This is a genomic window from Spongiivirga citrea, from assembly GCF_010671565.1.
GTDB lineage: Bacteria > Bacteroidota > Bacteroidia > Flavobacteriales > Flavobacteriaceae > Spongiivirga > Spongiivirga citrea.
In genome coordinates this window covers 169,091-195,734 of record NZ_JAABOQ010000007.1, presented here as the reverse complement: position 1 = coordinate 195,734, position 26,644 = coordinate 169,091, and the positions used below count along the sequence as shown (strand labels likewise).

The window sequence follows — 26,644 nt, the reverse complement described above, 5'->3', positions numbered from 1 at the left end:
ATCTAAAACCAAAAGCATGAGAATGTTACTTCTTGGGTTGTCATTATTTATGATGACCATCTCTAATGCACAACAAAGTTATTTGCATTGCGGAAAATTAATTGACGTAAAAAATGGAAAAGTTTTAAAAGAACAAACCATTATTGTTGAAGGCAACATGATTGTTGATGTGAAAAAAGGATATTTAAATCCACGATCTAAAAACATCCAATTAGTCGATTTAAAAAAGAAAACTGTAATGCCTGGTTTTATTGATATGCATATTCATATTGAAGGGGAGACAGGACCCAACAAATATTTAGAGCCATTTACTTTAAATGATGCTGATGTGGCATACAATGCGGCAGAAATAGCAGAAAGAACCTTAATGGCTGGATTCACAACAGTACGTGATCTTGGTGGAAGTGGTGTAAACGTTTCACTTAAAAAAGCTATTGCTAGAGGAAAAGTTAGAGGCCCAAGAGTACTAACTGCTGAAAAAGCACTTGGAACAACCGGCGGTCATGCCGATCCTACCAATGGATATAGAAAAGAGTTAATGGGTGATCCGGGACCAAAAGAAGGAGTGGTAAACGGTGTTGACGATGCACGAAAAGCGGTCCGTCAGCGCTATAAGAACGGAGCGGATTGGATTAAAATTACAGCAACAGGTGGTGTTTTAAGCGTAGCGAAGAGTGGACAGAATCCGCAATTTACTGAAGAAGAAATTCTTGCAATTACATCAACAGCAAGAGAGTATGGAATGCAGGTGGCTGCACATGCTCATGGAGATGAAGGAATGCAAAGAGCAGTAAGAAATGGCGTAAAAACCATCGAACACGGAACCTTGATGAGTGACGAAACGATGGAATTGATGAAGCAGAAAAACTCCTATTATGTGCCAACAATTTCCGCTGGAAAGTATGTGGCAGAAAAAGCCAAGATCAAAGGTTTTTATCCGGAGATTATTGTTCCTAAAGCATTAGAGATAGGGCCCCAAATTCAAAACACCTTTAAAAAAGCATATAAAAAAGGTGTTCCAATTGCATTTGGTACTGACGCTGGTGTTTTTCCTCATGGAGAAAATGGAAAAGAGTTTGGTTATATGGTCGAGGCTGGAATGCCAGCAATGGAAGCATTACAATCAGCTACATTAACAAACGCAAAGGTTTTAAAAATGGAAAAACTAGGGCAATTGTCAGCTGGTTTTCTAGCGGACATTGTGGCTAGTGATGACGATCCTACCAAAAATATTGAGACTTTAGAGAATATCTCTTTTGTAATGAAAGACGGAAAAATTTATAAGCAGTAGTGATAGTGCTTACCTGCGAGGTTTAAAAACACTTGCAGATTCATAAACTTAAAGTTTGTCCCCATATTAAACGGTCTTCTAGATTGTATATGGGGATATTTATTAATCATCAAAATCAAAAAACATGAAAAAAATTGGCATTTTAATTATCTCCTGCTTACTTGGGTTATCATTCAGTTATGGGCAAGGAACGCGTCTATTAAGGCAGCCAGATATTAGTAAAAATAATATCGTATTTACCTACGGAAGTGATATCTGGATAAGCTCAATAAATGGTGGTAAAGCAACCAGAATTACAAGTACGCCAGCCGTCGAGAGCAATCCAACCTTTTCACCCGATGGGAAGTGGATAGCCTTTAGTTCGAATCGTTCTGGAGGTAATTCAGTATACATTGTTTCCATCGATGGAGGTACTCCAAAAAGACTTACTTGGCATCCAAGTTCTTCAAATGTTCGAGGGTGGACGCCAGATGGGAAGCATGTGCTTTTCGCATCTACACGCGAAACGGCGCCAAACGGTTACAATAGATTATGGACAGTCTCAGTAGAAGGAGGTCCAGCAAGTTTGCTCAATAAACAATGGGGTGCAGATGGTTCATTTTCTAAAGACGGCAAGCAAATTGTAGTAGATCGTGTAAGTAGATGGGATGGAGAATGGAGAGCATACAGAGGTGGTCAAAATACACCTTTGGTGGTTTTGGATCTTGAATCTAATGAAGAGCAATTATTTCCCAATCAAAAAACCACAGATATAAAACCTCTTTGGTTAGACGATACGATTTACTTTTTGTCAGATAGAGATTATGTTGCTAATATTTGGTCTTTTAAACCCACGTCAAATGAATTAAAACAAATTACAACTTATACCGGGTCGGATATTAAATCTGTTGCTGGGATAGACAAGATGCTCATTTTTGAAAGAGATGGATATTTACATCTTTTAGATCTTAATAATAATAGTACGAAGCAACTTTGGATAGAAGCAAAAGGAGATTTTCCGTGGGCTGAAACCAAATGGGAGGATGTCTCCGATATAGCACGTTCTGTTTCAATTTCGGCAACAGGTAAACGAGCTATTATGGAATCGCGAGGGGAGATTTTTACGGTGCCAGTGGAGTTTGGAGATGTGCGAAATCTTACCAAAAGTAATAATGCGGCCGATAGATCACCAATATGGTCTCCAAAAGGAGATAAGGTTGCATGGTTCTCGGATGCTGGAGGAAAAGCGTATTCTTTGATGATTGCAGATCAAGATGGACTATCAAAGCCTAAGAGCATTTCAATAGGAGAGTCGAAACTAGGTTGGAGCCCAGCTTGGTCGCCGGATGGAAAACACATTGCTTTTGTTGATGATGATGTTCGAGTTCGTGTATTAACTATTGCAAGTGGCACCGTTAAAACCGTTGATACAGGGAATACTAATATGGAACGCGGCCGAATGGGACTAACTTGGTCACCAGATTCAAAATGGTTGGCGTATTCTAAAAGTGCGACGAACAGTTTTAGGCAAATTACAGTTTGGTCTATGAATAGCGGTACTAGTACTTCGCTAACCAATAATTTCGCTGATTCTTTTTCTCCTTCATGGGATCGTGACGGCCGTCATTTATACTTTTTGTCAAGTACTGATCTTGCACTTAGATCGGGTTGGGCAAATACTAGTTCGATAACAGCACAGCCAGAGTATAGTGCTTATGTTATGAATTTAAGAAAGGATGATAAATCTCCGTTTGTTCCAAAAAGTGATGAAGAATCTACTCCTAAAAAGGAAGAACCTTCTAAAGAGAAAAAATCACCTAAGAACAAAAAGAAAAAGGAATCGGGTAAGAAAGAAGATAAGGAGAAGAAGGATGTTTTTGTAAAAATAGATTTTGATGGAATTGATAGAAGAATTATTCCATTGACGATTCCAGAACGAAACTATGCTTTTACTGTTTCTGGCCCTAAAGGAGTTGTCTTTGTTGCTGAGAGAATTCCTAATAGTCGAGGCTTGACAATCCATAAATATAATCTTGAAAAAAGAGAAGCAAAAGAGTTTATTTCAGGTGCTGGAGGAGTTTCCGTTTCAGCGGATGGAAAGAAAATGCTCGCTAGGGTTAATGGTAGTTGGAAAGTAATTGACGCTGGAGGTCCTAATGGCAAAAATGGGAAATCGGTTAAAGTTAACCTAAAAGTTAAATTAGATAGATCCGTTGAGTGGGCTCAAATGTTTGAGGACGCTTGGCGCTATGAGCGTGATTATTTTTATGATCCTAATATGCATGGTCGTGATTGGAACTTAGTTCACGAACGTTATGCTCCATTAATCCCATTTGTAAAACATAGAGCTGATTTAACCTATGTATTAGATCAAATGAATGGTGAGCTTTCGGTAGGTCATAGTTTTGTGTTTGGTGGAGATTATCCGGATACTGAACGATCTTATGTGGGCTTACTAGGTGCGGATTTGGTAGAAGAAAATGGTTACTGGAGAGTTAAAAGAATTTTTACAACGGAGAGCTGGAATCCAGGATTATCTAGTCCATTAGATCGACCGGAACTTAAAGTAACTGCGGGAACTTATATTGTAGGAGTAAACGGAGTTGAATTAAAAGGATCGGAGAATCCTTATAAGTTATTCGATGGTACAATGGGTGTTCAGACGACCTTACATGTGAATTCAAAACCAAGTTTTGAAGGATCTCGAAAAATTATTGTAGAGCCAATTCGAAGTGAAAATGCATTGCGACAACGCGCCTGGGTAGAAGATAACCGACGATTAGTGGATAAACTATCTAATGGGAAATTAGCTTATGTGTGGGTGCCAAATACCAGTACACCAGGCTTTGTATCATTCAATAGGTACTATTTTGCGCAACAAGATAAACAAGGTGCCATTATTGACGAACGCTTTAACGGTGGCGGCTTGTTAGATGATTATATGGTAGATTTGATGACGCGAAGTTTGAGAGCTGCTTTAACTAATGAAGTTCCAAATCCGAAATCAATGCGACTTCCCGCAGGAATTTTAGGACCAAAAGTATTATTGATTAATGAGATGGCAGGATCGGGAGGAGACTTCTTTCCATGGGTATTTAGACAACAAAAAGCTGGCCCGTTAATTGGCTCAACGACTTGGGGCGGATTGGTAAAATCGTCTGTGCATTATGGTTTAGTTGATGGTGGAGCCCTTACTGCTCCTGATAATGCAGTATTTGATCCTATAAACAATAAATGGATTGCAGAAAATGAAGGTGTGACCCCCGATATTGCAGTGCGTCAAGATGCAAAATCACTTGCTGAGGATCGCGACCCACAACTAGAAAGGGCTGTTAAAGAAGCGCTGAGATTATTGCAAGAGCAGGGTGAGATTAAAGTAAGTCCACCACCTTTTTCAACACCAGTTAAGAAAAATTAAGATTGAATTCTAACCTGCAAGGTCTTGCTGACCTTGTAGGTTTTCAAGGTTATCATTTTTTACGAAACTTCGATAAATGAGTTGTTTTTCTTCGAGGCTAAACTCTTTTGCCTCAAACCAATCGTGAGCAGCTATTTTCTCATTTTCTATTTGAGCTTTGCGTATGGCGTTAAGTGATACTAAATGCCAATGAACACCTTTTTTCCTAAAAACGTTGTACCCAATATCTTCTATAAGATAAGAAGGATATGGCCTATTATATAATCGGGTACCATCTTTCAAAATGGCTAAAGTCTTGGTTAGTCTAACTACTTCGGAAAAAGTATAACGTGCGAAATCGGCAAAACCATCTCGACTTACATTATACATTTTATCACCAACAACAAGTTCTCGCATATACTTTAAAAGCTTGCTAAAATAATTGGATTTTTAGGTTCAAAACGAAAAGTAGAAATTGATTTATTAACAAAACATGAGTTGCTTTGTTTCTATGCTTGTCGTTTATAAGAAGGCACTTTTATCTATCGAACTAGTGCCGTCTTCTGAATCAAAGTCCCAGGCTCTGCTTCTTAATAATCGAACTATATAGCACAAACCCCATTCCCACCATAACGGAAACATCGGCCATATTAAAAATGCCTGTTTTAAAAACACCGCCAAGATCTATGTGGAAAAAATCAATGACTCTTTTATGCATAAGACGGTCGTAAATGTTTCCGATACCACCTCCAAGCAAAAAGGCAAGTCCTATAACTGCTGTCATGGATAGGTCTTTTTTTACTAAAAGATGTCTAAAAACTAGAATAAGCACAATAGATGGCAAGATCAATAGGAAAATATATTTTAGGACAGGAGACATTTCAGAGCCCATACCTAAAAATGCGCCATAATTATACACATTGGTCATTACAAAATAATCACCAATCAATTCAATGTTGGCATTTTTATCAATATTGTCGCGAACGATGATTTTTGAAACTTGGTCGCAACCAATATTCAAAAACACCAGCAATAAAATAAATGGAATTCTATATTTTTTGATAGTCAATTAAAGTGATGTTTATAGATACTAACTTTCTGCTTCAAAAACAGCAGATGCCGTTTGTGCATCGCGATTGATTTTGCGAACTAGTCCTTGTAGCACTTTTCCTGGGCCGACTTCTGTAAAATGAGTAGCACCATCGGCAATCATGTTTTTAACGGACTGTGTCCACTTTACAGGAGCGGTTAATTGTGCCATAAGATTCGCTTTGATTTCATCGGCACTCGTAATTGCAGTGGTGGATACATTTTGATATATCGGACAAGTAGGTTCACTAAATACAGTTTCTTCTATTGCTGCTGCCAATTCCTCGCGCGCAGGTTCCATTAGTGGACTATGGAATGCACCTCCTACAGGTAAAACCAAAGCGCGTCTTGCGCCTTCTTCTTTTAAAGCTTCACATGCATTATTAATTGCATCAACCTCACCAGAAATAACTAGTTGCCCTGGGCAATTGTAGTTAGCTGCTACCACGATTCCCGGAGTAACTGCACATATTTTTTCAACAACATCATCATCCAGACCTAAAACGGCGGCCATCGTACTTGGCTGTAATTCACATGCTTTTTGCATGGCTAGTGCTCGTTTAGAAACTAGTTTTAAACCATCTTCAAAAGTCAAGGTGTTATTGGCGACCAAGGCCGATAATTCTCCTAATGAATGACCTGCAACCATATCTGGTTTGAATGAGTCGCCTAAGGTCTTTGCCAAGATTACTGAATGCAAAAATATAGCAGGCTGCGTAACTTTTGTTTGCTTTAATGCGTCAGCTTCACCTTCAAACATGATATCGGTAATATGAAATCCAAGTATATCATTTGCTTGCTCGAATAAGGCTTGCGCTTCGTGAGACTTTTCGTAAAGATCGAGTCCCATTCCTGTAAATTGCGCCCCTTGTCCTGGAAAAATATATGCGTTCATTAGGTTTAATATTGTTTAGTAGGCAAAAATAAAGATTATTTGCGGTGATACGTTAAATAGCTAAAATCAAAATCGTGCCGTTCGTCTTTTGGGTGAAATTCTTCTTTAACCAAATCCCATTTTGATTCATCTATTTCTGGAAAAAAGGTATCGGCTTCCACGGTGCCATGAACTCGTGTAAGCTCAATGGCATCAGCAACATCTAATCCCAATTTATAAATCTCTCCACCACCAATAATAAAAGGTTGTTTATCTTCTTTTGAAACTTCAAGTGCTTTCTCTAAAGAGTTAACTACAATGGTGTTTTCTGGTTGATAGTCTTTTTGACGTGTAATAATAACGTGTGTTCTATTAGGTAGTAATTTTGGGAAAGACTCAAAAGTCTTGCGTCCCATGATAATAAAATGTCCAGTAGTTAGTTGTTTAAAACGCTTAAAATCATTGGGTAAATGCCAAACAAGATCATTGTCTTTACCTAATGCATTATTCTCGGCCGCTGCCGCTATCATTGTGATCATTCTTTTTTTTTTAATCCCGCTTCAAAAGGAGGAGGGAATTCTTTTTCAACTTGCTCTTGAAGTTGAGCAATTTTCTTTTTTTGTTTTTCAACCAGTTTAGTACGTTGTTTTTCTTCCCACTGTTTTCCCATAAATTTTTGAGAAAACAAAACATTTAAGGCATGCACTAAAAACAAAAATGCCCATATTAAGATTGCCCAAACGAACCAAGGCGTATTGAATGGTGTAAATTCACTACCATATCCTAGAACGACATTGAGAACAATTAGAAAAACACAACCTACAAGAAAAAGGACAAAGTGTAGATTCAAGCGCTTTTTTTGGTTGATGCGTAATTGGGCGTGCTCAAAAAGTGCTTGTTGATCAGGATCTACTGTTGATTTGTCATCAGTTTTAGAAAACATCTCGTACTTTAGTTTCGCATAAAATTACACAATTTCATACTAGTATGTTTCTTGATCCAAAAGAAGATTTTCCCATTTTAAATAACACTACTTACTTGAATACCGCACGCTCTGGACTGCTTAGTAGATCGCTTAAAAAATGGCGAAGTGAACATGATGAATGGTTTTTAAATGAAGGAAGTGAGTACCGTAAAAACCAAGAAGATTTTTTAATCAGTGTTCGAAAAGACCTAGGAGGGTTTTTTAACTGTGCCTGGGATCAAGTTGCATTAACACCTAATTTTTCAATCGGATTTAATATCCTGCTTGATCGTGTAAGAACACCCAAGAAAGTATTGATGATTGCGGATGACTATCCGTCTATTAATAATGCCATTGAAGCTCGTAATTTTGAGGTTTCCTATATTCAACTTAGTGAAGATATAGAAGAGAAAATTGCCCAGACAGTAGAAAAGGAACAACCTGATATATTGGCTGTTGGTGTTGTTCATTATAAAACCGGATTGAAGATTGATCTTGAATTTATACGTAACCTAAAAAAACAATATCCAAACCTCTTGATTTTTGCCGATGGGACCCAGTTTTGCGGAACGGAATCTTTTAGTTTTGATGACTCTGGTATCGATATATTAGGTGCGAGTGGTTATAAATGGCTTTTAGCCGGCTATGGTAACGGATTTATGTTATACAGTGAAAAGGCGATAGATTTATTGTCTTTACATAATAACGACAGAATGAGCGAGACGTATAAACAACATGAAAGTTTATTACAATTCTATAACCAACCTGGTCATTTAGATACGCTGAACTTTGGTAGCCTACAGTTTGCGATAAAAAAACTAACTAGTCAAAATGTTGAAGAACAAATCAATCAAGTTTCAAACATAGCTAAAGAAAGACTATTGGAAAAAGGAGCGCTTCAGGATTTCGTTTCTAAGAGAAGAAAACACAGCAGTATTTTTTTACTTGAAGGCGGAGCAAAATTACATTCCAAATTAGAAGAAAATGGGATTTTAACGGCACTATGGGAAGATAAGGTTCGTATAAGTTTTCATTACTATAATACCGAAGAAGATGTTGATAGATTGTGTTCTTTTTTATAACACAAGATTGAGAAACTGTTATTTTTTCATAGCTCAAATTTAGATATTGCTTTTTTGTAACGCCTGTATTATCAAACTCATAATTCTTTAATCCATAATTGGTTGCCCCAATTTAATTGAGTTAGTTTACACTATAATTCAATCATTAAAACCTCAAATTATGGCAATTTCAAAGCAATATTTAAAATCGAAACCAGTTTGTAAAGTTACTTTTACTGTACCTGCAAAAGAAGCATCTAAAGTTTCAGTTGTAGGTGATTTTAATAACTGGGACACTAGTTCTGCTTCACTTCGAAAATTAAAAAACGGAACATTTAAAGGAATCATCAATCTTGCTAAAGATGTAGCATACGAATTTCGTTATGTGGTAGATGGGACTTATGTAAATGACGATCAAGCTGATCGTTTTCAGTGGAATGATTATGCTGGTGCCGAAAATGGAGTTTTAGAACTTTAATTTTTAGAACATAGAACAAGGAGAAAAGACAGTCTATTTTCTTTTCTCTTTGTTCTTTTTTCTATTCAACAACTTGGACACCCTTCCAGAATGCAACATAATTTTTTATGCCTTTAGCAAGCTCGCTTACTTCAGGATAAAACCAAGCAGCGTCTGTATTTTCTTTACCATTTACCTCCAAAGAGTAATAATGTGCCTGTCCTTTCCATGGGCAGACGCTATGCGTATTCGATGATTTATAAAACTCTTTTTTAATCGAGTCATGTGGGAAGTAATGATTGTTCTCTACTACAACCGTCTCATTACTTTCTGCTATTACTGTATCATTCCAAATTGCTTTCATAGTTATTTTATTAAACGTTGTTCTTTAAGTCGATATAGGTTAGTTTTCCTTCCAAATCAATATAAATTTGATGATCGGTATATCGATCGGCTATCGGATCATACATAGCATATTGTATCACTAGCTTTTCTTCTGAGGATGCCAGTTCGTCTAACCAAACGTATTGTAAGATCTTAGATCTGTTCGTTTTTACAATGGGCAATTCAAAATGAACTAGTTGATCATCATCTTTCAAAACTTTAATTGAAGAAGTGAACTTTCTGTAATACGTTTCATTACCGCCATTTATGATCAGGTCTTTTTTGACTATTGATCGGTCCATCAAGCTTTTATACTTTATAGTAATATGATAGCCGTTTGCTAAGGTTGTATCTGTAACACTTTCAGTGTATTCTTTTGGTAAGAATCGTACTTTTTTGAAAGCTTGATTAAGTTTTATTGGGTCAGCATCCAATTGCTTATGTTCGTTAGCGATAACCTCTTTTTTACCATCATTCATGATAAAAAATAAGCCTATTAATACGATTGTTATGGCGGCTATGTTTTTAAAAAATCGAATTTTCATTTTATTTTAAAAAGATAGTTAGTATAATAGTTTTTACTGTCAGAAAACTGATCTATTACTTGAAGCTCAGACTCGTCTGCAAGCCATTTAATAATATTGTGGTCGTATTTCTGAGAGATTTCCGTATGAATGCTTTCCCAAGCATCAAAGGACACCTTTAAATTAAGATTTTTAATAGTAACCTCCTGTTTTTCAGCACTCAATAAATAGCTTTTAGCTGTTCCAGTTTCAGGATCATATACTTCCCAATGTTTGAATTTGTCAGGATTAAAATCAGCATCTAGCTCCCGATTAATTCTGACTAGAACATTTTTATTAAATGCTGCCGTAATTCCATTGAGGTCGTTATAAGCATCTAGAATTGTTTGCGGATTCTTTTTAAGATCAAATCCCATAAAAAGCAGATCGTTTGGATTCATGGCTTCCTGAATGTTCTTCAAAAAATCAATGGCTTGAGGGTGTAGCAGGTTCCCGATATTCGATCCTAAAACCATGATCACTTTTTTGCGTGAGCTCATGGATTTTAGTTGTTTTAAAATATCGAAATAGGTGCCTCTTTCAGCTTCTACAATCAAACTCGGTATTTCCTCTTGTAATGATTTCTTAAGTCCGTCGAGGGCATTTTGACTTATATCGACGGGTTTATAATGAACATCATGATTGCCCGCAATAGCATGTTTCAACAATATTTTTGTCTTTAAGCCATCACCTGCGCCAAGTTCGATAAGATCGAAACCTTCTTTTTTAAGATCGAATGCCCCTAAAATAGCTTTTGTATGAGATGAAAGCACTTCATGCTCGCTATTGGTCAAGTAGTATTCTGGCATTGCCATAATATCTTGAAATAGCTGGTCGCCAGCTTTATCGTAAAAGTATTTTGATGAAAGGTGTTTTGGGAAGTCGGTTAAACCGTTATAAACATCCTCTTCAAATTGGGTGGTAAAGGTCACCGTATTGTCAGTATTCATTTGTGTTTTTTGATTATTTGGCCAGTCTAATTCCTGTAAACTGCCATCGTAGTTCTGGTTGAAAAAAGTTTCGATAGGTTGGGCGGGTATGTTTTATTGGTGTCGCAACCGATCCACCACGAAGAACTTTTTGATTCACCATAAATTTGCCATTATATTCGCCTAAAGCACCATCGGCTTTGGCGTATCCTGGGTAGGGGAGGTACGCACTTTCGGTCCATTCCCAGCGGTGTCCCCAGTTGAATTGGTTTTGCGCGATTTCCCATTCAAATTCTGTAGGCAATCGCAATCCTTTATATTGAGCAAAAGCAAAGGCTTCAAAATAGGAGATGTGTGTGACCGCAGCATTCATATTAATTGGCTGAAGTCCATTCAGGCTATATTGCTGCCATTGGTCATCGACTTTATGCCAATACATGGGTGAAGCAATATTGTTATTTTGTAGCCAATCCCATGCTTCAGCATGCCAAAACTTATGGTTTTTATAGCCGCCGTCTTTAATAAATTCAAGGTACTCCGAATTTGTAACGAGTCTATTGGAAATAAGAAAATCTTCTAAATAAACAGTATGTCTACCAAGTTCATTGTCATAGCAGAAATCATTGCTGTTATGACCTATTTCATAGTTTCCAGTTTCAATCTCAATCCAATGTTGATTCGTGTCAAGAGTTTTGTTTTCCTGGAAAGTGTCAGAATATACAGGAAGTAGCGGATTGTGCCCTAAAATATATTTTATATCGGTTAATAGCAGTTCTTGATGTTGTTTCTCATGATGAATTCCTGTTTCTATAACTTCGAGCAATTCATCGGTAATTTCTGATTCAAAAAGTTGCTGCATGGCCTGATCAATGTGAGAACGGTATGAATAGACTTCTTTTACTGTAGGGCGTGATAAATTACCACGATCGGTTCGAACAACCCTTTCGCCCATACTTTCGTAATAACTATTAAAAACGAAAGCGAAATTTTGATCGTATTGTTGGTAGTCCTTTAAGTATTTTTTCAGAATAAACTCCTCAAAAAACCATGTAGTGTGACCAAGGTGCCATTTAGGTGGGGAAACATCTACAATTGGCTGGACTACATAGTCTTCGGTTTGCAAAGGTTGACAAATTTCCTCCGATCTTTTTCTGGTTTCAAGAAACAAATCGAGCAGGGTATCGGTAACGACCATGTGTTGATTTTTGGCTTTCGTTACAAGTTACTAATTTTTAAGAAATGATGTTTTAAGTGAAGTTAAATGAGTGTTAAAGTGGGGTTATTGAAGGCGAAAAGTGATAGGGATGGAAAATGGCACTTTTACTGGTTCGCCATTCCGTAAACCAGGGCTAAATTTTGGAAGTAGTTCGATAATTCTTCTAGCTTCAGCTTTCAAAAATGGGTGTGGCCCTCTCATTCTAATATTTTCAATATCACCTTCTTTATTTATTAAGAAGTTAATATATACCCTGCCCTGAATTCCTAATTTTTGGGCCTCTTTGGGGTATTTGAAGTTCCTCCTAATGTGATTCTGAATCTTTAGTTGAAAACAGCTTGCTGATTTTTTTCGAGGAAATTCCGTTTCGCAACCGGGATACAAAGGAGTTCTTTCTATAAAGCCTCCTTCATAATGTTCGTTACCGTTTAGTAATGTGATTTTATTATCATTTTCAACATCGATCTTAAAAAGAAAATTAAGGCTATGGCGAGGTGCATATTTGTCTAGTTTCTTATTCAATAGTTGAACATTAGGAATTTCGAAAAGCACTTTTTTTATTTCATCTTTCAACAAATCAGCATGTTTTTTATATGCCTTTGCCTGATACTTTTTTGCATATATTCTGGCACTTCCGTACGAATCTTTGATGCTTAATTTGCTGTTAGATTTCATTTTTAATCCAAAATAAACGGAAATGGTATCGTTTACGGTAATATCACGAAAATGCCTTTTGAAGTTGAATGATTGCAGCTTTTTCATTGCTTCTTCTCGCAAAAATGTTTCTAAACAGTTGCTGTTCTCCATCTCTGCGCACTCAGCTAAAACAATTTTTTCTTGTGGGAAATATGGTATTTCTTCTTCAGTTTGTGCAAACGAAAGTGTTGAGCTTATTAGTATGCTCAATAAAAAAAGATACTTCATAGTTGCCTGTTAAACCGCAACAACCCCCTTAATATGAGGGTGTGGATTATAGTCAACTAAAGTAAAATCTTCGAAGGTAAAATCAAAAATATTCTTCACCTCTGGGTTTAAAACCATTTTTGGTAGTGGTTTTGGATCACGACTCAGTTGCGTTTCTAACTGCTCCATATGATTGTTGTAGATATGGGCGTCACCGAAAGTGTGAATAAAATCGCCCGGTTGGTAGCCACATACCTGCGCCATCATCATGGTGAATAATGCATAGGATGCAATATTGAAAGGAACGCCTAAAAAGATATCAGCGCTACGTTGATATAGTTGGCAAGATAATTTACCATCGGCTACATAAAACTGAAAGAATGCGTGGCAGGGTGGCAATGCCGCTTTACCATTCGCTACGTTCTCTGAAAATGAGACCGAAGTATCGGGCAGCACACTCGGATTCCATGCTGAAACCAACATCCTTCTGCTGTTAGGATTGTTTTTTAAGGCATTAATTACTTCCGTAATCTGGTCGATTTCATCACCATTCCAGTTACGCCATTGGTAGCCGTATACTGGACCTAAATCCCCTTTTTCATCTGCCCACTCATTCCAAATGCGAACGCCGTTTTCTTTTAGATACTCAATGTTAGTATCGCCTTTTAGAAACCAAAGCAGTTCATATATAATGGACTTTAAATGCAGTTTTTTGGTTGTAACCATCGGGAAACCTTCGCTTAGATCAAAACGCATTTGATATCCAAAAACACTCTTAGTTCCCGTTCCCGTGCGATCTCCTTTTTCATTTCCATGCGCCAACACATGCTTCACTAAGTCGTGGTACTGCTTCATTTTAATTGGAATTTAATGACTGGCAAAGTATTAAAATGCTAGAAAAAGAAAGCCTTTTTTAGGAGTGATTTATTCAGAGGTTATTAACTTTAGTTGACGGTTGACGGTTGACGGTTGACGGTTGTAAATGAAAGACTGCTTACTGAAGACTGAATACTGCTTACTAAATTTATCCAATAATCATTCCTGCAATAGTAGCTGAAAGTAACGAAGCAATCGTACCACCAATCATGGCTTTGATTCCGAATTCGGAAAGGGTTTTTCGTTGGCCTGGAGCTAATGAGCCGATGCCGCCAATTTGAATACCAATCGAGGCGAAGTTGGCGAAGCCGCATAACATATAGGTCGCCATAATAACTGATTTGTTATAGTTTAGGTGAATGGCGTTACCAAGGTTTTTAAGTTCTGCTAATTGAATATATCCAATAAATTCGCTTGCCGCTAGCTTGATTCCTAATAACTGCCCCATTAAGGCCATATCTTCCGTTGCTACTCCGATTAACCACATAAGCGGTGCAAAAACATATCCTAAAATAAATTCTAGCGATAGTCCATCATAAGGAGTATTGGCTGCTATAATCTCATTTAATGAAGTGAAATGCCAATTAATATCCCATTTTTCTATTACAATACCATCAAAGCCTGCAATTCCACCTAAAATCCCATTAATCATTGCTATAAAAGCAACAAATACTAACAGCATTGCACCTACATTCACAGCCAGTCTTAATCCTTCAGTTGTTCCGTTGGCAATGGCGTCTAGAATATTTGATCCTATTTTTTCTTGAGATACTTTAATGTCATTATTAATAGGTTCTGTTTGCGGATATAACATTTTAGAAATAACTATTGCTCCTGGAGCCGCCATTACCGATGCCGCAAGTAAATGTTTGGCAAAAGTTAATTGCAGCACTGGATCGTCTCCGCCTAAAAATCCAATATAGGCAGCTAAAACGGCACCAGCTACGGTGGCCATTCCGCCGATCATTACTAACAAGATTTCAGATCGATTCATTTTTTCTAGGTAAGCCTTGATTAGCAATGGTGCTTCAGTTTGGCCAAGAAAAATATTTCCGGCAACGGATAGACTTTCCATACCCGATATGTGCAATACTTTGGTAAGAATCCAGGCCATCGCTTTAACTATTTTCTGAATAATACCTAGGTAAAATAAAACAGAAGTTAAGGCCGAAAAGAATAAGATAGTAGGTAATACTTGAAATGCAAAAATGAATCCGTAGGTACTTACATCCATAAGACCTTCGAACAAAAATGTGCTACCTGCTCTTGTGAATTCTAGTACCTGAATAAATATTCCTCCAACAAATTCAAATACACTTTGAATAAATGGAATACGCAAAACCCCAATTGCAATAAGTAATTGAAATCCTAGTCCAAGTCCGACCGTTTTCCAATTAATCGCTTTTCGATTGCTGCTTAATAAAAATGAAATTACAATTAGAACAAACATACCAAGCATTCCGCGAAGTAAACTGTTCATTGTAAAACCCTGACTAGGGATCATGCCATCTGTTGTTCCTGATAGTTCAGTATTTGCCGAAGAAGTTGGAACTGCACTTGCATCACTTTTAAAACTATAAAAAGCTCCTTTTTCTTTAAATATTAAAGTAGAATCTGTGAGCTGTGTTATTTTGTAAGTGCGAACCGTATCAGAAGGTTGTTCGTAATAAAATAGCAATAATTTATTTTGATATAGGTAATTCCCTGAGGCTTTTAAGTTGTTTTTCGCAGCTAATTCGTATTGAAATTCACCATTTTCAAACGTAAGAAAATCAGTTTCTGGATTAACAGAAATAAGTGATTCACCTTGTTCATTTTCGATGGAATCAAAAATCCATTTCTTATTTATTTCTTGAGCATTAGTTAATGCGAGACCGCATATAACCATGAAAATGGATATTATTTTTCTAATCATCTAATGGGAGTTAGTTTTGTTCGCGACGAGATATTTCGTCTCGTATATTTGCTGCTTTTTCGTAATCTTCGTTAGCCACAGCACTATCCAAACTATTATAAAGTTCTTGTAGGGATAGTTTTTTATAGTCAGTAGATTCGGAAGTGCTTTCTGCAAAAACTTCGTCAACAACTAAGGCTTCGTCGTTTTCTTCCTCGCCCTCTTCTTTTTTAGGAGTTGCTTTTAAATAAATGCCTGCTTTGTCAAGTATTGTTTTGTAGGTGAAGATTGGAGCATTAAATCGCAATGCCAGAGCGATGGCATCAGATGTTCGAGCATCGATGATTTCTTCGGCTTGCTCATTTTCGCAAATGATACTGGAATAGAAAACACCATCAACTAATTTATGTATGATTACTTGCTTAACCTTGATCTTAAAGCGATCAGAGAAACTTTTAAAAAGATCATGGGTAAGTGGTCTCGGTGGTTTTATTTCTTTTTCTAATGCAATGGCAATAGATTGGGCTTCGAAAGCACCAATAACTATGGGCAATTTTCGTTCACCATCAACCTCGCTTAAAATAAGAGCGTAGGCTCCATTTTGAGTTTGGCTGTACGAAATTCCTTTGATGTTTAGTTTTACTAGACTCATTCAACATAAAAAAAAGGCTCGCAAAACTAGGGGGAAACCCGAATTTTGCAAGCCCCATTTACAGGCACAAGTTAGCAAATTTATGCGTTTTGCGCTTTAAATTGTTTTAATTTTTCAATTAGCGAGGGTACTATCTCAAAGGCATCACCAACAACACCATAATCAGCTGCTTTAAAGAAAGGAGCTTCGGCGTCATTATTAATAACAACTTTCACTTTTGAAGAGTTAATTCCCGCTAAATGCTGAATCGCACCAGAGATACCGATGGCGATATATAAGTTAGAAGCTACAGGTTTTCCTGTTTGCCCTACGTGCTCTCCGTGAGGTCTCCATCCCATATCAGAAACGGGTTTAGAACAGGCAGTCGCTGCACCAAGTACATCTGCTAATTCTTCGATCATTCCCCAGTTTTCAGGACCTTTCATTCCACGACCTGCTGATACCACAACTTCGGCATCGGCAATGGTTACTTTATCGGTAGCTTTATCAACTGAAGTTGTTTTTACGCCAAAATCACTATCCGCTACAGATGGCTCAAAAGCTTCTTCAGCAGCAGCGCCACTAGCTTCTACTAAACCAAAGGCATTTTTAGAAAGTCCGATTAATTTTACGTCGGTATTGATTTCTGTAAAGCTAAATGCTTTGTTTGTAAAAGCAGTTCTTTTAACAGTAAACGGACTTGCGCTTTCTGGGGCCGAAACAACGTTAGAGGCATATCCTGCGTTTAATCCAATTGCTAGTAGTCCAGCTAAGAACTTACTATCAGCACTAGAGCTGATAATTACAACTTTTGCATCTTCTTTTTGAGCAGCTTGTTTAATGGCATTTGCGTACGCTTTGGCATTAAAATCGCTTAACTGATCATTTTTTATATTTAACACTTTGTCTGCACCATAAGCTGCAAGATCGCCAGTACTATTGGCGTTAAATGCCACAGCAGTTACGGTAGTGCCCAGTGTATTTGCAACGGCTTTTGCATAAGACGCAACTTCAAAAGCTGCTTTCTTAAATACTCCGTTTTCTGTTTCTGTATATACTAAAACTGACATATTTCTTTTTCTTTTTATTGAGTTATATCACCTTTGCTTCAGTATGCAAAAGATTTACCAGTTCGTCTAAATTTCCAGCATCAACTAATTTGACAGCACCTTTAGGAGCAGGTTTTTCAAATTTTGTTGCGGATGAGTCTGCACTTGCATCAGTAGCTTCAACCACGTTTAGGGGCTTCTTACGAGCCATCATAATTCCTCTCATGTTAGGAATACGAAGATCACTTTCCTCAACCAATCCTTTTTGTCCGCCAACAACTAGTGGTAACGAAGTGGTCGAAGTTTCTTTTCCGCCATCGATCTCACGAGTAGCAGTTGCATTAGATCCATCAACTTCAAGACCAATACAGGTATTTACAAAGTTGGCACCAATTAGTTCTGCTAACATTCCAGGAACCATACCACCATTATAATCGATAGACTCACGTCCAGCAATAATAAGGTCGTAACCTCCGTCTTGCGCTACTTTAGCTAATTGTTTTGCTACAAAAGCCCCGTCGGTAGCTTCTGCGTTTACTCTTATTGCGGTATCCGCGCCAATTGCTAGTGCTTTACGAAGTGTAGGTTCAGTTTCTGCACCACCGACATTTACGACATCAACAGAGGCTCCTTGTTTTTCTTTAAACCACATTGCTCTTGTCAAACCGAATTCGTCATTTGGGTTTATAACAAATTGAACACCATTCGTGTCAAATTTGGTATCACCATCAGTAAAATTGATTTTGGAAGTGGTATCAGGAACATGGCTAATACAAACTAGTATTTTCATTATGCTCTTTATTATTAAATTGACAATTTTTGAGGTGGCAAATTACGAATTTATTTGCCAATTTACTATGCATGCATAATATTTTTTTAAATAAGTTGATTTCAATTCTTGTTGCATTAATTGTTATTTTTGCTTTTCGTTTTTTGACCGACTAATCTTTGAGAACAACGTATGAGAACAATACAATTTAGAGAAGCAATCGCTGAGGCAATGAGTGAGGAAATGCGCAAGGATGAGCGTATTTATCTAATGGGTGAAGAGGTTGCTGAATATAATGGTGCTTACAAGGCATCTAAAGGAATGCTTGACGAATTTGGCGAGAAGCGCGTTATCGATACGCCGATTGCTGAGCTTGGTTTCGCAGGAGTGGCTGTAGGGTCTACAATGACTGGTTGTCGTCCTATCGTTGAGTATATGACTTTTAACTTCTGTCTGGTTGGTATCGATCAGATTATTAATAATGCTGCAAAGATTCGTCAAATGTCCGGTGGACAATTTCCTTGTCCTATTGTATTTAGAGGGCCGACTGCTTCTGCAGGTCAGTTAGCAGCTACGCACTCTCAGGCATTCGAAAACTGGTTTGCAAATACTCCAGGTTTAAAAGTAATAGTTCCTTCTAATCCTTACGATGCAAAAGGGCTTTTAAAAGCGGCCATTCGCGATGATGACCCAGTTATTTTTATGGAGTCGGAACAAATGTATGGTGATAAGGGAGAGGTGCCAGAAGAAGAATATGTACTACCTATTGGTGTAGCCGAAATTAAGAGAGAAGGTAAAGATGTAACCATCGTTTCTTTTGGTAAGATTATTAAGGAAGCGTACAAAGCAGCAGATGAATTAACAGAAGAAGGAATAAGTTGTGAGATTATCGATTTACGTACTGTACGTCCGTTAGATCAAAAAACGATTCTTGATTCGGTTAAAAAAACAAATCGTTTAGTAATTCTCGAGGAAGCATGGCCATTTGGTAATATTTCTACCGAGATAACCTATCAAGTACAATCGCAGGCATTTGATTATTTAGATGCTCCTGTAGAAAAAATAAATACAGCTGATACCCCTGCTCCGTATTCACCGACTTTATTGGCCGAGTGGTTGCCAAATAAAGATGATGTGATTAAGGCGGTAAAAAAGGTATTGTATAAATAGTATAGTACAGACTGTTAACACGGTCATAAACTTCATTGGCATTGTTGTTGATGAAGTTTTTTGCTTTAACCGCATTGTATGTTTTCTTAAACGAATCGACTAAGGCGATATATTTAGCGGAAAACCAAAAACAATTACATGAGGCATAAACATTTTCTAACCTACTTGCTAATGCTCTTCAGTAGCGCCATACTTTTGGCTCAAACGAAAGTTAGCGGGTACGTTTTTGATGAGTTTAATGAGCCGGTTCCCTTTGCTAATATCTTATTCAAAGGCTCGACTGAAGGAACTACCAGTAATGAAAACGGCCGTTTTTACCTGGAGTCAGATAACACTTATAACACCTTAGTCATTTCTTTTATCGGGTTTGATACTCAAGAATTACCGCTTACAAAGAAGGTGAATTACGATCTAAAAATTACACTTACTGCTGGCGGAGAACAGTTAAAGGAGGTAGTTGTTTATAGCGGAAAACAATCTAAAAAGAATAATCCTGCGATCGATATCCTTCGAAAAATCTGGAAGCGAAAGCGGCAAAATGGACTTCGACAGTTCAATCAATATCAATACAACAAATACGAAAAAGTAGAATTCGATCTTAATACAATCGATAGCAGTGTTATTAAAAGTAAGCTCTTTAAGGGTATGGAGTTTGTATTTCAGCAAGTCGATACCTCAAGAATTACGGGAAAAACCTATTTGCCAATTTTTATCAATGAGGCTGCCAGCGAAGTATATGGAGATAATACAATTAATAAGGAGAAAGAAAATCTGATAGGAAACAAAAATTCTGGTTTCAGCAATAATCAAGTAATTATTGGTTTTATAAAGGATTTGTATAACGAATACAATGTATATGATAATTACATTAAAATATTCGATAAAAGTTTTACAAGTCCCATTTCCCGAACGGGAATCGATACCTATAATTATGTATTAACCGACAGCGCTTTTGTAGATAATAAATGGTGCTACAATATTACATACTACCCAAGGCGTAAAAATGAGCTGACCTTTAAAGGCGATTTTTGGGTGAATGATACTACCTATGCCATTAAAGAGATTAATATGCAAGCCAGTAAAAGTGCTAATATTAATTGGGTAAAGGAACTGTATATCGAACAAGAATTTGACGTCTTGAATGACTCTGTTTTTCTCATAAAACGTGATTATATACTTTCTGATTTCGTTTTGAATAAGAAGGAAAAATCGCGTGGTGTTTATGGTAAGCGTACTACCTTATTTAATAAGTACAAATTCGATGTTAAAAAGCCACGTAAATTTTATGAAGCCCAGATCGATCCTTATAATGAGACGGTCTATAATCGAGATGATGCCTTTTGGGAAACGAATCGGCTAGAGGAATTAAATAAGGACGAGCGAGGGGTTTATAAAATGCTAGATACCTTAAAAACTGTTCGCAAGTTCAAAAACTTATATAATATCGGGTCGGTTTTAGCATCGGGCTATATTGAGTTCGATAAGCTTAATTTTGATTACGGTCCCATATTTTCCACATTTGGTTTTAATGATGTAGAAGGTATTCGAGTTCGCGGTGGTGGTAGAACATATTTCGGTCCAAATGATCCTTGGCGTATAGAGGGCTTTGGTGCTTACGGTTTCAGAGATGATAAGTTTAAATATGGACTTTCGGGTAAATGGCTACTCGATCGTAAAACGAGACTAACTATTTCTGTGGGTACAAGGCGAGATGTTGAGCAAACGGCATTAAATCTAACACCTACTACCGATGTTTTAGGCCGAAGTTTTGGCTCATCTTCATTGTTTGCATCAGGTGACAACAGCCGACTTACGAACATCAACTTAACTAGGGCTCAAATCGACTTTGAACCTTGGAAAAACTTCCAAGTACAATTTGGTGGCTCATTTCGTAAATTAAAATCAGCATCGCCAAGTACATTTAGTTTAGATTATATTGATTCAAGTGAACCTTCAGGGATTTCATCGGAAATCAATCAAGGAGAGCTTACAGCTTCTTTGACATACACACCTGGTAGGGTGAATATTGGTTACGGTGTCGAGCGCAGAATTTCTGATGATGATTATCCGACAGTTTTTATCAATTATGCTAAAGGAGATCGTTCTTTGTTAGATAGCGATTTTGATTATGAGCGTTTGCAATTATTTTACCGACAGCCATTGTTAGTTGGTGGTTTTGGTCGAAGTTGGTTTACGCTGGAGGCAGGTAAGACTTTTGGAGATGTGCCTTTAGGGCTATTATCGGTAATTCCTGGGAATCAATCCTATTTTTCGGTATTCAATACCTTTCCTACGCTTAATTTTTACGAGTTTATAACAGATACATATACGACAGTCCATCTAGAGCATAATTTTAATGGACGACTGTTTTCTCGAATCCCATTTTTAAGAAAGCTAAATCTTCGAGAAATTGTTGGTATTCGTGGCGCGTGGGGATCTATATCAGATGCTAACATTGCATTGAATCAACCAGCTTTTAGCACTTTGGGATTAAACCCAAATTCAATAGCGCCCAATGATAAGATCTATTGGGAGTATTCAGTAGGCGTAGGGAATATTTTTAAGTTGCTGCGTATCGATGTCAACTTCCGTGGAAACTACTTTGACAATATTGATGCTAGAAGAGTAAGTGTCACAGGTGGTATCGGATTTTATTTCTAGTTTTTTATCTAAAACTAAACACTCTTTTTATTGCGTCAAGGACTACAAATATGTACTTTTGCACCCCTTTTAATAAAACAATTAAAGCGTTGATAATTAAGTAAGGACGCGCATAATATAAGATAGACATAACATGGCAAAAAAAGAGAGAAAGACCTTTGATGTGCTAATTGAGATTCCTAAAGGAAGTAGAAATAAATACGAATATGATTTCGTATTGAATAAAGTAAGATTCGACCGTATGTTATTTTCATCAATGATGTATCCAGCGGATTACGGTTTTATTCCTGAAACGTTGGCTCTAGACGGTGATCCTTTAGATGTATTGGTGTTGGGTTCTCAGCCTACTTTCCCGATGTGTGTTATGGAAGTAAAAGCTATTGGAGTATTCCATATGGCAGATGAAAAAGGTCCTGATGAAAAAGTAGTTTGCGTTCCGGTTTCCGATCCTATTTGGAATCAACTAAATAAATTAGATGATATGAATCCCCATTTAAAAAGGGAGATCACACATTTTTTTCAAGTATATAAAGATTTAGAGAAAAAGAAGGTAGATGTTGGTGCTTGGGGAGATGTTGACGAGGCTTATGAGATTTATTTGAAATGTAAAGATCGTTATGAAAATAGCGAGCACAAAGCAAAGCGTAGTTTTACAATATAAGCAAGCAGCTTTTTAAATAATAAGGTTACTAGAGATATAGTTGTTTCTAGTGACCTTTTTTGATTTAATAATTTAAGCGGTTTTGATTGAAAGATTAATAAAATGACACCTCTTAAATCATACTTTTTATATTCATATCGATTTTACTACATTTACGCCCACTATTAAAAAAATCTAACTAATTATTTTATGGAATCATATATGATTTGGATGCCAATTGTGTTGGCAGTATTAGGCTTAATTTACATGTTTATTAAGCAAAAATGGGTGATGAAGCAGGATGCTGGAGACGGCAAAATGAAAGAGATATCTTACCATATTTACGAGGGTGCATTAGCATTCTTAAATGCTGAATATAAACTACTAACAGTATTCGTTATTATCGTAAGTTTAGCGCTTACTGCAGTTTCTTTTATTGTGCCAACAACGCATTGGCTTATTGTTATTGCTTTCATTTTCGGAGCAATATTTTCAGCTTTTGCAGGTAACATTGGGATGAAGATCGCAACAAAAACAAATGTTCGAACGACCCAAGCCGCACGTACAAGTTTACCAAATGCACTTAAAATTTCTTTTGGTGGTGGTACCGTAATGGGCTTAGGTGTTGCAGGTTTAGCAGTATTAGGTTTAACGGCATTTTTCATATTTTTCTTTTGGTTCTTTATGGGTAGCGAATGGACAAGTACAATGGATATGACCATCGTTCTTGAAACATTAGCTGGTTTCTCCTTGGGAGCTGAATCAATCGCATTGTTCGCGCGTGTTGGTGGTGGTATCTATACAAAAGCTGCCGATGTTGGTGCTGATCTAGTTGGAAAGGTAGAAGCAGGTATTCCTGAAGATGATCCTCGTAATCCAGCTACAATTGCTGATAATGTAGGTGACAACGTTGGTGATGTTGCAGGTATGGGAGCTGATCTTTTCGGTTCATATGTTGCAACTGTATTGGCGGCAATGGTACTCGGAAATTATGTAATTAAAGATATGGGAGGTGCAATCGATGATGCATTTGGTGGTATTGGCCCAATTTTATTACCAATGGCAATTGCAGGTGCTGGTATTATCATTTCTATTATTGGTACCATGTTGGTGAAGATAAAAAATAACGATGCAAAAGAAGCTCAGGTAATGGGCGCTCTAAACTTTGGTAACTGGACTTCAATTGTTCTAGTGCTTGCAGCATGTTTCGCACTATGTAAGTGGATGCTTCCTGAAACCATGAAAATGGAATTTTTCGGTGAAGGTCTAGTGGAGATTTCTTCAATGAGAGTTTTCTACGCAACCTTAGTAGGTTTAATTGTAGGTGCTGTTATTTCTTCAGTAACTGAATATTATACAGGATTAGGTAAAAAACCAATCTTAAAAATTGTACAACAATCGAGCACAGGTGCAGGTACAAACATCATTGCTGGTCTGGCTACCGGTATGATTTCTACTTTTCCATCGGTATTGTTATTTGCTGGTGCAATCTGGGCGTCTTATGTATTTGCAGGATTTTATGGGGTGGCATTAGCTGCTTCTGCAATGATGGCAACAACAGCTATGCAATTGGCAATTGACGCTTTTGGTCCGATATCAGATAATGCAGGTGGTATTGCTGAAATGAGTGAGCAAGAACCAATCGTAAGAGAGCGTACTGATATTTTAGATTCAGTTGGTAATACAACAGCAGCAACTGGAAAAGGATTTGCTATCGCTTCAGCCGCCTTGACATCATTAGCATTATTTGCTGCCTATGTGACTTTCACAGGAATTGACGGAATTAATATTTTTAAAGCACCAGTACTAGCAATGTTATTTGTTGGTGGTATGGTTCCTGTTGTATTCTCTGCACTTGCTATGAATGCAGTAGGGAAAGCAGCGATGGAAATGGTTCAAGAAGTACGTCGCCAGTTTAGAGATATTCCTGGAATTATGGAAGGTACAGGGAAACCAGAATACGATAAATGTGTGGCAATTTCTACGCAAGCATCTTTAAAACAAATGTTACTTCCTGGTGTTTTAACAATTGGCTTTCCTTTGATAATTGCATTTGTTCCTATGTTATTTGGGATGGAGCCAACAGCAATTGCTGAAATGCTTGGGGGTTATATGGCAGGTGTGACTGTAAGTGGTGTTCTTTGGGCAATTTTCCAGAACAACGCAGGTGGTGCGTGGGATAACGCTAAAAAGAGTTTTGAAGCCGGTGTTGAAATTAACGGAGAAATGACTTACAAAGGTAGTGACGCTCATAAAGCAGCCGTTACTGGTGATACAGTAGGTGATCCTTTTAAAGATACATCAGGACCTTCAATGAATATTCTAATTAAACTTACTTGTTTGATTGGTTTAGTTGTAGCACCAATTTTAGGTGGTCATGAAGCTGAAACTGTAACTGCGAGTAATGAGATTAGAAAAGAAGTAAAGGTGGAGATGAATGCGGAAAATCAAGACTTTGCCCAAGCAACAGTAACGATAAGCAAAACCGATGAAAACGGAGTGGTTACTGAATCAGTTCAGGAGTTTAAAGGAACTGCAGCGGAAGTAAAAGCATCTTTAGAAGGACTTGAAGAAGATGTAAACGTAAAGATTGAAAAACTAGATATTACAAAAGAGAAAAAGTAAAAATTCTTTTAGTTTATATTGAGAAACCCGCTATTCATTTGAGTAGCGGGTTTTTTTGTTGTGAAATTCTAGATTAGTAACGGTTATATCAAATATGATTCGAATTGTAAGATGTATTTTCAAGTTCTAAATAATACAGTCTCTATACATCAAAGTAGAATAACTCATCAGCTTTAATATATTTGTGTTTTATTCGAACTTCGTTTAATGAGCCTTCTTAAAAAAGATCCATTACAAATTATAGCTTTTCAAAGCTATGGTACTCGTACGCATTTTTACTTAAGAGGAAGGGCTTTGGAAGATGAAAATATCGACCTGCAGCAGCAAGGTTTATTGCGATTACTAATCAACTCTTGGAAACGCATAGAATCGGATGAGATCAAAAATGTCGATGTCAATATAAAACTATCAGACGGAACAATTATTAGTACTAAGACTGATGACCATGGTTATTTTATTGCCGAATTCACACATAAAAACTTACTAGAACTTGCCAACGAAGAAGGTTGGGTGTTGGCTGAGGTTTCTTATGGCGAAATGAAAATGAAACGCACCATTCAAAAAGGGAATCTTTTTCCAGCGGAGGTTTTAATTCCTTCGCGAAAAGTAGAATTTGGTGTTGCAAGTGATATAGATGATACTATTTTGCATACAGGAGTTGTTTCTAGATTGAAATGGAAGCTTATTTATAATACCTTTTTTAAGTCGGCTAAAAAAAGAAAATCGCTTGAAGGTGCGGCAGAATTTTATCACTTATTGCACCGAGGAGTTTCAGGAACGAATGCAAATCCAATATTCTATGTGAGTCATAGTCCTTGGAATTTGTATCTGTATTTAGAACTCTTTTTAAGACAAAATAACTTTCCTAAAGGACCAATATTACTTCGTAGTTTTGAGTATTTCACAAGTCGAAAAAAGCGAAGAACAGGACCTAGAAAAAAGCATGAGATCACTAATTTATTAGAAACCTATGTCGATCTACCTTTTATATTAATTGGGGATGGTGGCGAACATGATCTTGATATTTATATGGAGCTTGCCAAGCAATACCCTAATAGGGTTAAAGCCATTTACGTACGAAGCGTTACGCATAGAAAGAAAATGCTACGCATTAAAAATTTAATTGATAATTATAAAGATGTACCGGTTTTAATTGTCGATAACAGTCAACAGGCAATGGATCATGCTCGAGAGCATGGGTTTATCAAATCACTTTAAAAAA

General features: G+C 37.1%; 24 protein-coding genes. 9 read left to right on the top strand and 15 right to left on the bottom strand.

All coding sequences use genetic code 11. From position 1 onward, the window contains the following. The first annotated feature begins 16 nt into the window (after positions 1–16). Complete coding sequence (locus tag GWK10_RS16695; RefSeq protein ID WP_164033540.1) at positions 17–1,291, top strand: metal-dependent hydrolase family protein; 1,275 nt, start codon at positions 17–19, stop codon at positions 1,289–1,291. A 124-nt stretch (positions 1,292–1,415) separates the two neighbouring features. Beyond that, complete coding sequence (locus GWK10_RS16690; protein ID WP_164033539.1) at positions 1,416–4,688, top strand: S41 family peptidase; 3,273 nt, start codon at positions 1,416–1,418, stop codon at positions 4,686–4,688. Positions 4,689–4,697: 9 nt separating this feature from the next. Here GWK10_RS16690 and GWK10_RS16685 read toward each other — a convergent pair whose 3' ends face one another. From GWK10_RS16685 to GWK10_RS16665, 5 genes are all read right to left on the bottom strand, one after another. After that, the gene (locus tag GWK10_RS16685) at positions 4,698–5,084 is read right to left on the bottom strand and encodes a pyruvate kinase (RefSeq protein ID WP_164033538.1); all 387 of its coding nucleotides are present in this window, start codon (positions 5,082–5,084) and stop codon (positions 4,698–4,700) included. Positions 5,085–5,235: 151 nt separating this feature from the next. Further along, positions 5,236–5,736: a signal peptidase II gene (gene lspA / locus GWK10_RS16680; RefSeq protein WP_204263160.1), complete on the bottom strand. Its 501-nt coding sequence runs from the start codon at positions 5,734–5,736 to the stop codon at positions 5,236–5,238. A gap of 21 nt (positions 5,737–5,757) precedes the next feature. Continuing rightward, entirely contained in the window at positions 5,758–6,651 is an 894-nt protein-coding gene (gene fabD / locus GWK10_RS16675; RefSeq protein ID WP_164033537.1) for an ACP S-malonyltransferase, read from the bottom strand. 35 nt (positions 6,652–6,686) lie between these two features. Next, positions 6,687–7,169 (bottom strand): dihydrofolate reductase, encoded by a 483-nt coding sequence (locus GWK10_RS16670; protein WP_164033536.1) that lies wholly within the window; start codon positions 7,167–7,169, stop codon positions 6,687–6,689. After that, positions 7,166–7,573 carry a 2TM domain-containing protein gene (locus GWK10_RS16665; protein ID WP_164033535.1) on the bottom strand — a complete coding sequence of 136 codons (408 nt, stop codon included), beginning with the start codon at positions 7,571–7,573 and terminating at the stop codon, positions 7,166–7,168. The genes GWK10_RS16670 and GWK10_RS16665 overlap by 4 nt, the downstream gene beginning before the upstream one ends. Before the next feature lie 44 nt (positions 7,574–7,617). Here GWK10_RS16665 and GWK10_RS16660 point away from each other — a divergent pair, with 44 nt between their 5' ends. Together GWK10_RS16660 and GWK10_RS16655 are read left to right on the top strand one after the other, a co-directional pair. Further along, positions 7,618–8,676: an aminotransferase class V-fold PLP-dependent enzyme gene (locus tag GWK10_RS16660; protein WP_164033534.1), complete on the top strand. Its 1,059-nt coding sequence runs from the start codon at positions 7,618–7,620 to the stop codon at positions 8,674–8,676. Between the two features lie 160 nt (positions 8,677–8,836). Further along, positions 8,837–9,133 (top strand): isoamylase early set domain-containing protein, encoded by a 297-nt coding sequence (locus GWK10_RS16655; protein ID WP_164033533.1) that lies wholly within the window; start codon positions 8,837–8,839, stop codon positions 9,131–9,133. A gap of 61 nt (positions 9,134–9,194) precedes the next feature. On the opposite strand, the gene GWK10_RS16650 is transcribed toward GWK10_RS16655, so the two are convergent. From GWK10_RS16650 to GWK10_RS16605, 10 genes are all read right to left on the bottom strand, one after another. After that, the gene (locus tag GWK10_RS16650; RefSeq protein WP_164033532.1) at positions 9,195–9,476 is read right to left on the bottom strand and encodes a DUF427 domain-containing protein; all 282 of its coding nucleotides are present in this window, start codon (positions 9,474–9,476) and stop codon (positions 9,195–9,197) included. 10 nt (positions 9,477–9,486) lie between these two features. After that, complete coding sequence (locus GWK10_RS16645) at positions 9,487–10,041, bottom strand: hypothetical protein (protein ID WP_164033531.1); 555 nt, start codon at positions 10,039–10,041, stop codon at positions 9,487–9,489. Further along, the gene (locus tag GWK10_RS16640) at positions 10,038–11,009 is read right to left on the bottom strand and encodes an L-histidine N(alpha)-methyltransferase (RefSeq protein WP_164033530.1); all 972 of its coding nucleotides are present in this window, start codon (positions 11,007–11,009) and stop codon (positions 10,038–10,040) included. The genes GWK10_RS16645 and GWK10_RS16640 overlap by 4 nt, the downstream gene beginning before the upstream one ends. Positions 11,010–11,022: 13 nt before the next feature. Further along, positions 11,023–12,183, bottom strand: coding sequence for an ergothioneine biosynthesis protein EgtB (egtB, locus tag GWK10_RS16635; RefSeq protein ID WP_164033529.1), 1,161 nt, complete (start codon positions 12,181–12,183; stop codon positions 11,023–11,025). A gap of 84 nt (positions 12,184–12,267) precedes the next feature. Further along, positions 12,268–13,128 carry an energy transducer TonB gene (locus GWK10_RS16630; RefSeq protein ID WP_239540783.1) on the bottom strand — a complete coding sequence of 287 codons (861 nt, stop codon included), beginning with the start codon at positions 13,126–13,128 and terminating at the stop codon, positions 12,268–12,270. Between the two features lie 9 nt (positions 13,129–13,137). Further along, the gene (locus GWK10_RS16625) at positions 13,138–13,962 is read right to left on the bottom strand and encodes a thymidylate synthase (RefSeq protein WP_164033528.1); all 825 of its coding nucleotides are present in this window, start codon (positions 13,960–13,962) and stop codon (positions 13,138–13,140) included. 169 nt (positions 13,963–14,131) lie between these two features. Continuing rightward, positions 14,132–15,898: a NupC/NupG family nucleoside CNT transporter gene (locus tag GWK10_RS16620; protein ID WP_164033527.1), complete on the bottom strand. Its 1,767-nt coding sequence runs from the start codon at positions 15,896–15,898 to the stop codon at positions 14,132–14,134. A gap of 10 nt (positions 15,899–15,908) precedes the next feature. Continuing rightward, positions 15,909–16,529, bottom strand: a complete 621-nt coding sequence (locus GWK10_RS16615) for a bifunctional nuclease family protein (protein ID WP_164033526.1) — start codon at positions 16,527–16,529, stop codon at positions 15,909–15,911. Between the two features lie 80 nt (positions 16,530–16,609). Continuing rightward, positions 16,610–17,578 carry an electron transfer flavoprotein subunit alpha/FixB family protein gene (locus GWK10_RS16610; protein WP_164033525.1) on the bottom strand — a complete coding sequence of 323 codons (969 nt, stop codon included), beginning with the start codon at positions 17,576–17,578 and terminating at the stop codon, positions 16,610–16,612. 22 nt (positions 17,579–17,600) lie between these two features. Then, positions 17,601–18,347 carry an electron transfer flavoprotein subunit beta/FixA family protein gene (locus tag GWK10_RS16605; RefSeq protein WP_164033524.1) on the bottom strand — a complete coding sequence of 249 codons (747 nt, stop codon included), beginning with the start codon at positions 18,345–18,347 and terminating at the stop codon, positions 17,601–17,603. Between the two features lie 171 nt (positions 18,348–18,518). Here GWK10_RS16605 and GWK10_RS16600 point away from each other — a divergent pair, with 171 nt between their 5' ends. From GWK10_RS16600 to GWK10_RS16580, 5 genes are all read left to right on the top strand, one after another. Next, entirely contained in the window at positions 18,519–19,496 is a 978-nt protein-coding gene (locus GWK10_RS16600) for a pyruvate dehydrogenase complex E1 component subunit beta (RefSeq protein ID WP_164033523.1), read from the top strand. A gap of 138 nt (positions 19,497–19,634) precedes the next feature. Next, on the top strand, positions 19,635–22,157 hold the full coding sequence (locus tag GWK10_RS16595) for a DUF5686 and carboxypeptidase-like regulatory domain-containing protein (RefSeq protein ID WP_164033522.1): 2,523 nt from the start codon (positions 19,635–19,637) through the stop codon (positions 22,155–22,157). Between the two features lie 133 nt (positions 22,158–22,290). Continuing rightward, positions 22,291–22,818 carry an inorganic diphosphatase gene (locus GWK10_RS16590; RefSeq protein WP_164033521.1) on the top strand — a complete coding sequence of 176 codons (528 nt, stop codon included), beginning with the start codon at positions 22,291–22,293 and terminating at the stop codon, positions 22,816–22,818. A 189-nt stretch (positions 22,819–23,007) separates the two neighbouring features. After that, positions 23,008–25,422, top strand: a complete 2,415-nt coding sequence (locus GWK10_RS16585) for a sodium-translocating pyrophosphatase (RefSeq protein WP_164033520.1) — start codon at positions 23,008–23,010, stop codon at positions 25,420–25,422. 207 nt (positions 25,423–25,629) lie between these two features. Beyond that, positions 25,630–26,640, top strand: coding sequence for an App1 family protein (locus GWK10_RS16580; RefSeq protein WP_164033519.1), 1,011 nt, complete (start codon positions 25,630–25,632; stop codon positions 26,638–26,640). Positions 26,641–26,644: the final 4 nt, after the last annotated feature.

Coding starts and splice junctions, on each gene's coding strand:
- GWK10_RS16695 (WP_164033540.1), top strand. CDS start 17: ATGAGAATGTTACTTCTTGGGTTGTCATTATTTATGATGACCATCTCT.
- GWK10_RS16690 (WP_164033539.1), top strand. CDS start 1,416: ATGAAAAAAATTGGCATTTTAATTATCTCCTGCTTACTTGGGTTATCA.
- GWK10_RS16685 (WP_164033538.1), bottom strand. CDS start 5,084: ATGCGAGAACTTGTTGTTGGTGATAAAATGTATAATGTAAGTCGAGAT.
- fabD (WP_164033537.1), bottom strand. CDS start 6,651: ATGAACGCATATATTTTTCCAGGACAAGGGGCGCAATTTACAGGAATG.
- GWK10_RS16670 (WP_164033536.1), bottom strand. CDS start 7,169: ATGATCACAATGATAGCGGCAGCGGCCGAGAATAATGCATTAGGTAAA.
- GWK10_RS16665 (WP_164033535.1), bottom strand. CDS start 7,573: ATGTTTTCTAAAACTGATGACAAATCAACAGTAGATCCTGATCAACAA.
- GWK10_RS16660 (WP_164033534.1), top strand. CDS start 7,618: ATGTTTCTTGATCCAAAAGAAGATTTTCCCATTTTAAATAACACTACT.
- GWK10_RS16655 (WP_164033533.1), top strand. CDS start 8,837: ATGGCAATTTCAAAGCAATATTTAAAATCGAAACCAGTTTGTAAAGTT.
- GWK10_RS16650 (WP_164033532.1), bottom strand. CDS start 9,476: ATGAAAGCAATTTGGAATGATACAGTAATAGCAGAAAGTAATGAGACG.
- GWK10_RS16645 (WP_164033531.1), bottom strand. CDS start 10,041: ATGAAAATTCGATTTTTTAAAAACATAGCCGCCATAACAATCGTATTA.
- GWK10_RS16640 (WP_164033530.1), bottom strand. CDS start 11,009: ATGAATACTGACAATACGGTGACCTTTACCACCCAATTTGAAGAGGAT.
- egtB (WP_164033529.1), bottom strand. CDS start 12,183: ATGGTCGTTACCGATACCCTGCTCGATTTGTTTCTTGAAACCAGAAAA.
- GWK10_RS16630 (WP_239540783.1), bottom strand. CDS start 13,128: ATGAAGTATCTTTTTTTATTGAGCATACTAATAAGCTCAACACTTTCG.
- GWK10_RS16625 (WP_164033528.1), bottom strand. CDS start 13,962: ATGAAGCAGTACCACGACTTAGTGAAGCATGTGTTGGCGCATGGAAAT.
- GWK10_RS16620 (WP_164033527.1), bottom strand. CDS start 15,898: ATGATTAGAAAAATAATATCCATTTTCATGGTTATATGCGGTCTCGCA.
- GWK10_RS16615 (WP_164033526.1), bottom strand. CDS start 16,529: ATGAGTCTAGTAAAACTAAACATCAAAGGAATTTCGTACAGCCAAACT.
- GWK10_RS16610 (WP_164033525.1), bottom strand. CDS start 17,578: ATGTCAGTTTTAGTATATACAGAAACAGAAAACGGAGTATTTAAGAAA.
- GWK10_RS16605 (WP_164033524.1), bottom strand. CDS start 18,347: ATGAAAATACTAGTTTGTATTAGCCATGTTCCTGATACCACTTCCAAA.
- GWK10_RS16600 (WP_164033523.1), top strand. CDS start 18,519: ATGAGAACAATACAATTTAGAGAAGCAATCGCTGAGGCAATGAGTGAG.
- GWK10_RS16595 (WP_164033522.1), top strand. CDS start 19,635: ATGAGGCATAAACATTTTCTAACCTACTTGCTAATGCTCTTCAGTAGC.
- GWK10_RS16590 (WP_164033521.1), top strand. CDS start 22,291: ATGGCAAAAAAAGAGAGAAAGACCTTTGATGTGCTAATTGAGATTCCT.
- GWK10_RS16585 (WP_164033520.1), top strand. CDS start 23,008: ATGGAATCATATATGATTTGGATGCCAATTGTGTTGGCAGTATTAGGC.
- GWK10_RS16580 (WP_164033519.1), top strand. CDS start 25,630: ATGAGCCTTCTTAAAAAAGATCCATTACAAATTATAGCTTTTCAAAGC.